Origin of the sequence: Streptomyces sp. NPDC059371 (assembly GCF_042751995.1) — a bacterium.
GTDB lineage: Bacteria > Actinomycetota > Actinomycetes > Streptomycetales > Streptomycetaceae > Streptomyces.
Genome location: NZ_JBHYXD010000059.1, coordinates 15,151 through 20,681, shown reverse-complemented (window position 1 = coordinate 20,681; position 5,531 = coordinate 15,151). Strand labels below are relative to the sequence as shown.

The window sequence follows — 5,531 nt, the reverse complement described above, 5'->3', positions numbered from 1 at the left end:
AGCCGCGGGCGCGGGCCCGCCCGGGCGCCGCGGGCGCGCCCCCCGCCGCGTGGTCCGGCTCAGTCCTCGTCGCCGGCCGGAACGACCACGAGGAATGCGTCCGAGTTCAGGTCCATCACGACCGTCGCCTTCAGGCCCTCGGTCCTGCGCCGGGCCGCGTACTCCTCCGCGGTCCAGGATCCACGAGGTGCACCGGCGGGAAATCGTTCCAGCACCTTTGTGCCCATGGCGGCAGACACCTCCAGCTCGGACGTCGGACCCGGAGTGCCGAGTCCCGTGGATTCCGCTTGCCCGGCTTTCGCCGAGACATGTCATGGTCCGGGATGCGAGACCGGACCGTCGTTCCTTGACTGTCCTCGCCCTGGGCTGCGACGATCTCCGTATGAAGAAGCGACTGGACCTCACGCGACGACGCCACGTCGACCTCGCGCGTGTCTGCAGCGCCTTCTGTCGCCGCGAAGTCTGACGACCCCGATCCCGGGTCTCCTTCGCGCGGTTCGTCCGCCCACGGTGGCTTGTTCTCTCCGTGATCCGGCACGCGCCCTGGTCTCCCGCCCTCGCTCCGGCTCCCGGACTCCGCCTGATCGCGGCTGAGTTCCCGGACCCCGACGCGTCCCGGACAGCCAACAGCCCCGTGTGCCGCGCCGCGGTCCGCACGATGCGCTGAACTGCCGCACGGAGGACGGGAGTCCGTCAGGACTCAGGCCCCTTTCCAGCGAGCCACGCGCGTGCAGTGCGAGCCTGGCCCGTCGTCCCCGTTCGCTCACCGCTCCCCGGCAGTCCGTCGCCCCGGAACGCCGGTCACGCCCACTCACCCGGAACCGGGTCACGGAATCCACCCGCGAGCCCGCTCACGGCACTCACCCGGAACCCGTCCACCGGAACCCGTTCACGAAAGAGGATTCATGGCCACCGTCCTGTCCGTCTCCGGCAGCCCCTCGGTCTCCTCCCGCACCGCCAAGCTCCTGCGCCATCTCGACGCGCGGCTCGCCGCTCAGGGCCACGAGGTGATCCCCCTCGACGTCCGGACGATTCCCGCGGAGGCGTTGCTCGGCGCGGACTTCCAGCACCCGGCCATAGTGGAGGCGACCGAACTGTTCGCCCGTGCCGACGGAGTGGTCATCGGCACCCCCGTCTACAAGGCCGCCTACTCCGGCGTCCTGAAGGCCCTGCTCGATCTGCTCCCGCAGTACGCCCTGACCGGGAAGACCGTGCTGCCCCTGGTGACCGGAGGCAGCACCGCCCATGTGCTGGCCCTGGACTACGCGCTCCGTCCGGTCCTCAACTCCATGGGGGCGGCCCATATCGTGCAGGGCTGGTTCACCCTCGACAAGGACATCATCACGGGCCAGGACGGGAGCGTCACCGTGGCGCCGGGCAGCGCCGAGGCCCTGGTCCAGGTGGTGGACCAGTTCTCCGCGGCCCTGGGCCGTACACCCCTGCTCGCCGCGACGGGCTGACACCCATGACCGCCAAGGTGATCGCGGACGACGCCGAGGCGCTGGCCGTCGCCGCCGCCCTCGCCGACGAGTTCCGCCCCGGAGCGTCGGCGCGGGACGCCGAACGGCGCCTGCCGTACGAAGAGTTGGAACGTCTCTCCGCCTCCGGTCTGCTCGCCGTCACGGTGCCGGCCGAACACGGCGGAGCGGACGTACGCCAGGAGACCCTGGCCGAGATCTTCCGGCTGCTGGCCTCGGCCGACGCCAGCCTCGCCCAGATCCCGCAGAACCACTTCGTGTACACGAATGTGATACGCCGCCAGGGAAGCCCGGAGCAGCGGGAGTTCTTCTTCGCCGAGGTCCTGGCGGGGCGGCGGTTCGGCAACGCGCAGTCGGAAGCGGGGACGGCGCACGTCCAGGACATCCGCACCCGGCTCGACGCGCGCCCGGACGGCTCGTACCGGCTCACCGGTGTCAAGCACTACTCCACCGGGGCGCTCTTCGCCGACTGGATCCCTGTCCTGGCCCGTGCCGAGGACGACAACCTGCACGTCGCCTTCGTCCCACGGAACGCCGACGGTGTCGCGGTCGTCGACGACTGGGACGGAATGGGGCAGCGCACCACGGCCAGCGGCACGGTCCGGCTCGACGCCGTCGTCGTTCCGGCCGACCGGGTGGTCCCGCACCACCTCACCTTCCGGGAGCCGCAACTGCACGGTGCGGTGGCGCAGTTGCTGCACGCCGCCATCGACGCCGGGATCGCGGCGGGGGCGCTCGCCGAGGCGGTGGAGTTCGTGCGGACCAAGAGCCGGCCCTGGTTCGAGAGCGGTGCGGACACCGCGGCCGAGGACCCGTTGCTCATCCAGCGCTTCGGTGAACTCGCCCTCCAGGTCCGGGCGTCCGAGGCGCTGCTCGGCGTCGCGGCCCGCGCGGTCGACGCGGCCCGCGACGGTCTCACCGACGCGTCCGCGGCCGAGGCGTCCATCGCCGTGGCCGCCGCCAGGGCGCACACCTCCGCCACCGCCGTCCTGGTGGCCGACGCCCTGTTCGAGGTGTCCGGCACCCGTTCGGCACTCGACTCGCTGAACCTGCACCGGCATTGGCGCGACGCCCGCACCCACACCCTGCACGACCCGGCCCGCTGGAAGATCCAGCACATCGGCCGCTACGTCCTGAACGGCACCAGGCCGCCGCGACACGGCCTCCTCTAGCCGCCGTCGGACGGTTCCCCCGGCCCAGCAGGCCCCCACGATCGGAGAACGCCGCCGTGTCCCTCACCTTCCACTGGTTCCTGCCCACCAACGGCGACAGCCGCGATGTCGTCGGCGGTGGTCATGGCACGCCCGCCACGTCATCGGGACGGGACCGGCCGCCGACGGTCGCCTATCTGAGCCAGATCGCCCGCGCCGCGGAGGACCTGGGATTCGTCGGCGCCCTCACCCCCACGGGCGCCTGGTGCGAGGACGCGTGGCTGACGACCGCGATGGTCAGTCAGCACACGGAGCGGCTGAAGTTCCTCGTCGCCTTCCGGCCGGGGTTCGTGTCGCCCACACTCGCCGCGCAGATGGCCTCCACCTTCCAGCGCCAGAGCGGCGGACGGCTCCTGCTGAACGTGGTGACCGGCGGCGAGAGCCACGAGCAGCGCGCGTACGGCGACTTCCTCGACAAGGACGCCCGCTACCGCCGTACCGGCGAATTCCTCGAGATCGTCCGGGACTTGTGGGACGGCAAGACCGTCGACCTGTCCGGCGAACACCTCCGGGTGGCGGACGCCCGGCTCGCCCGGGTCCCCGACCCGGTCCCCGAGGTCTACTTCGGCGGCTCCTCACCGATCGCCGGGGAGATCGCCGCCCGGCACGCAGACGTCTACCTCACCTGGGGCGAACCGCCCGCCCAGGTCGCCGAGAAGATCGCCTGGATCCGCGGGCTCGCGGCGAAGGAGGGCCGGACCCTGCGGTTCGGCATCCGGCTGCACGTCATCACCCGCGACACCTCCGAGCAGGCGTGGGCGGAGGCCCGCCGGCTCCTCGACGGCTTCGACCCGGCGACCGTGCGGTCCGTGCAGGAGGGGCTCGCCCGCAGCGAGTCCGAGGGCCAGCGGCGGATGCTCGCGCTGCACGGCGGCGGCCGGGACGGACTGGAGATCCACCCCAATCTGTGGGCCGGCATCGGTCTGGTGCGCGGCGGAGCGGGCACCGCGCTGGTCGGCAGCCACGAGGAGGTCGCCGACCGGATCGGGGAGTATCACGCCCTCGGCATCGACGAGTTCGTGCTCTCCGGCTATCCGCACCTGGAGGAGGCGTACTGGTTCGGAGAAGGCGTCCTGCCCCGGCTCACCGCGCGTGGCCTGTGGCGGCACCCGTTCGCGACCCCGCCCGCGGCGGCGGCGCAGGTGCCCTTCAGCGGCTGAGCGGACCGGGCCGCGGATGCGAACCCAGCGACCCGAGGTGCGCGGCGCGCACCACGGCCGTCTGCCCCTGCACGAGCAGGAACATCCCCTCGCGGGCGAGCCGTTGGGCAGGACTGCGCAGATCCATCGCCCGCCCGCCTCCGGCCACGACCGCCGCCGTGGTGGCCGCCCGCATCACGTCGTACGCCCGTGTCTTGCACTCCAGCCGCTCCTCGATCCGCTCGGCCGGCACCGGGTGGTCGGCGAGCTCGTACGCCTGCCGCCGGACCTCGTCGAGTCGCGCCCGCAGCGCGGCCGCCGTGTCCCCGGCCGAGGGATCGTCCTCCAGCAGGCCGATCGCCGTCGCGGTGATCCCGAAGACGGCCGGTGAGGCATTGGTGTTCTTGGGCCGGTCGGTGACCGCCCAGGACGCGTACGGGGTGCGCAGCGCCACCGCGTCGTCGGGCAGCCACAGCCCGTCCAGCTCCAGCGAGACCGTCCGGGACGCGGTGAGCGCGGCGAGCCGCATCGGCGGGGACGGGCGCAGCCCCGGCTGCTCGCGCGCCTCCGTGAACGCGAACAGCGCCTCGTCGTCGTCCGTCACCCCGGCCAGCAGCATGACGTCGTTCAGCCCCCAGCCGGTGTACCACGGGACCGTCCCGTCGAAGCGCCAGCCGCCGCGCTCGCGTGTGACCCGTACCGGGACGCGCGGATGGGCCCGCAACTGGGCGTAGGCGACACCGGACAGCAGCTCACCGCGGGCGAGCGGACCCAGCAGACGTTCCCGTACCGGAAGACCGCTCTTCGCCAGGGTCGCCACCGGCGTGTGGTGCTGGGTCTGTACGAACCACGTCGAGCAGCACGCCCCGGCCAGGATCTCCGCGGTCTCGCGGACCACCGCCGCGGGCGCCGCCGAGCCGCCGTCCGCGACCGGCGCGGTGATCCCGAGCAGCCCCGACCGCTTGACGGCCTCGACGCTGCTCACGGGCACGCCGTCCCGGTCCACCTTCTCGGCCAGCGGTGCCAGCACCCGGGAGGCCAGGTCCCGGGCCGCGGCGACGAGAGGATGCGGTGGGACGGTCATCGAAGGAATCTCCCGCTGTCGTCGTGGCGTGTGTCGATCCGGCGCCGTCCCGTTCGTGTAGGGGGAAAGACGCCGAGTGGGACCACCGAGGAGGACACATCATGAAGTACTACCTGTTGAGCGTGATGCAGCCGCAGGGCGAGCCGCCCGCGCCCGAGGTCCTGGAAGAGATCATGCACAAGCTGGAGGTGTTCCACACGGAGCTGCGCGAGGCCGGCGCCTGGGTGTTCGCCGGGGGACTGCACGGACCGGACACCGCCACCGTGCTGCGGGCCCGGGACGGCGACGTCCTGGTCACCGACGGGCCGTACGCGGAGAGCAAGGAGTATCTGGGCGGGATCTGTCTGATCAAGGCCCCCGACCTGGACGCGGCGCTGACATGGGGGCGCAAGGCGGCCCTGGCGACGACGCTCCCGATCGAGGTGCGCCCGTTCACCCACGAGACCGAGCACTGATGACCGTCGGCGCCGATGACGTCGAGGCCGTCTTCCGCGCCGAGTACGGCCGGGCGGTCGCCGTCCTGATCCGCGTACACGGGGGCATAGGCCTCGGCCCGGTAGCGGTCCAGGACGCGTTAGCCCCGGCCCAGGCGAAGTGGGCGGAGTCCGGCGTACCGCCG

At 72.5% G+C, this 5,531-nt stretch carries 6 protein-coding genes; 4 read left to right on the top strand and 2 right to left on the bottom strand.

The genetic code is table 11. The annotated features are described in order from the left end of the window. Window positions 1–59: 59 nt before the first annotated feature. Entirely contained in the window at window positions 60–227 is a 168-nt protein-coding gene (locus ACFXGX_RS27750) for a hypothetical protein (protein ID WP_339127605.1), read from the bottom strand. A 678-nt stretch (window positions 228–905) separates the two neighbouring features. On the opposite strand from ACFXGX_RS27750, the gene ssuE reads away from it, so the two are divergent. Genes ssuE through ACFXGX_RS27735 form a run of 3 tightly spaced genes read left to right on the top strand, consistent with a single transcriptional unit; the run spans window position 906 to window position 3,849 of the window. Further along, the gene (ssuE, locus tag ACFXGX_RS27745; protein WP_384796070.1) at window positions 906–1,460 is read left to right on the top strand and encodes an NADPH-dependent FMN reductase; all 555 of its coding nucleotides are present in this window, start codon (window positions 906–908) and stop codon (window positions 1,458–1,460) included. Between the two features lie 5 nt (window positions 1,461–1,465). Continuing rightward, a complete protein-coding gene (locus tag ACFXGX_RS27740) occupies window positions 1,466–2,650 on the top strand; it encodes an SfnB family sulfur acquisition oxidoreductase (RefSeq protein ID WP_384796068.1) in 1,185 nt (394 codons plus the stop codon). 56 nt (window positions 2,651–2,706) lie between these two features. Next, on the top strand, window positions 2,707–3,849 hold the full coding sequence (locus ACFXGX_RS27735; RefSeq protein ID WP_384796066.1) for an LLM class flavin-dependent oxidoreductase: 1,143 nt from the start codon (window positions 2,707–2,709) through the stop codon (window positions 3,847–3,849). On the opposite strand, the gene ACFXGX_RS27730 is transcribed toward ACFXGX_RS27735, so the two are convergent. Continuing rightward, window positions 3,839–4,912 (bottom strand): acyl-CoA dehydrogenase family protein, encoded by a 1,074-nt coding sequence (locus ACFXGX_RS27730; protein ID WP_384796064.1) that lies wholly within the window; start codon window positions 4,910–4,912, stop codon window positions 3,839–3,841. The two genes, ACFXGX_RS27735 and ACFXGX_RS27730, sit on opposite strands and share 11 nt — an antisense overlap. Before the next feature lie 101 nt (window positions 4,913–5,013). Here ACFXGX_RS27730 and ACFXGX_RS27725 point away from each other — a divergent pair, with 101 nt between their 5' ends. After that, on the top strand, window positions 5,014–5,367 hold the full coding sequence (locus tag ACFXGX_RS27725; RefSeq protein ID WP_384796062.1) for a YciI family protein: 354 nt from the start codon (window positions 5,014–5,016) through the stop codon (window positions 5,365–5,367). Window positions 5,368–5,531 lie beyond the last annotated feature (164 nt).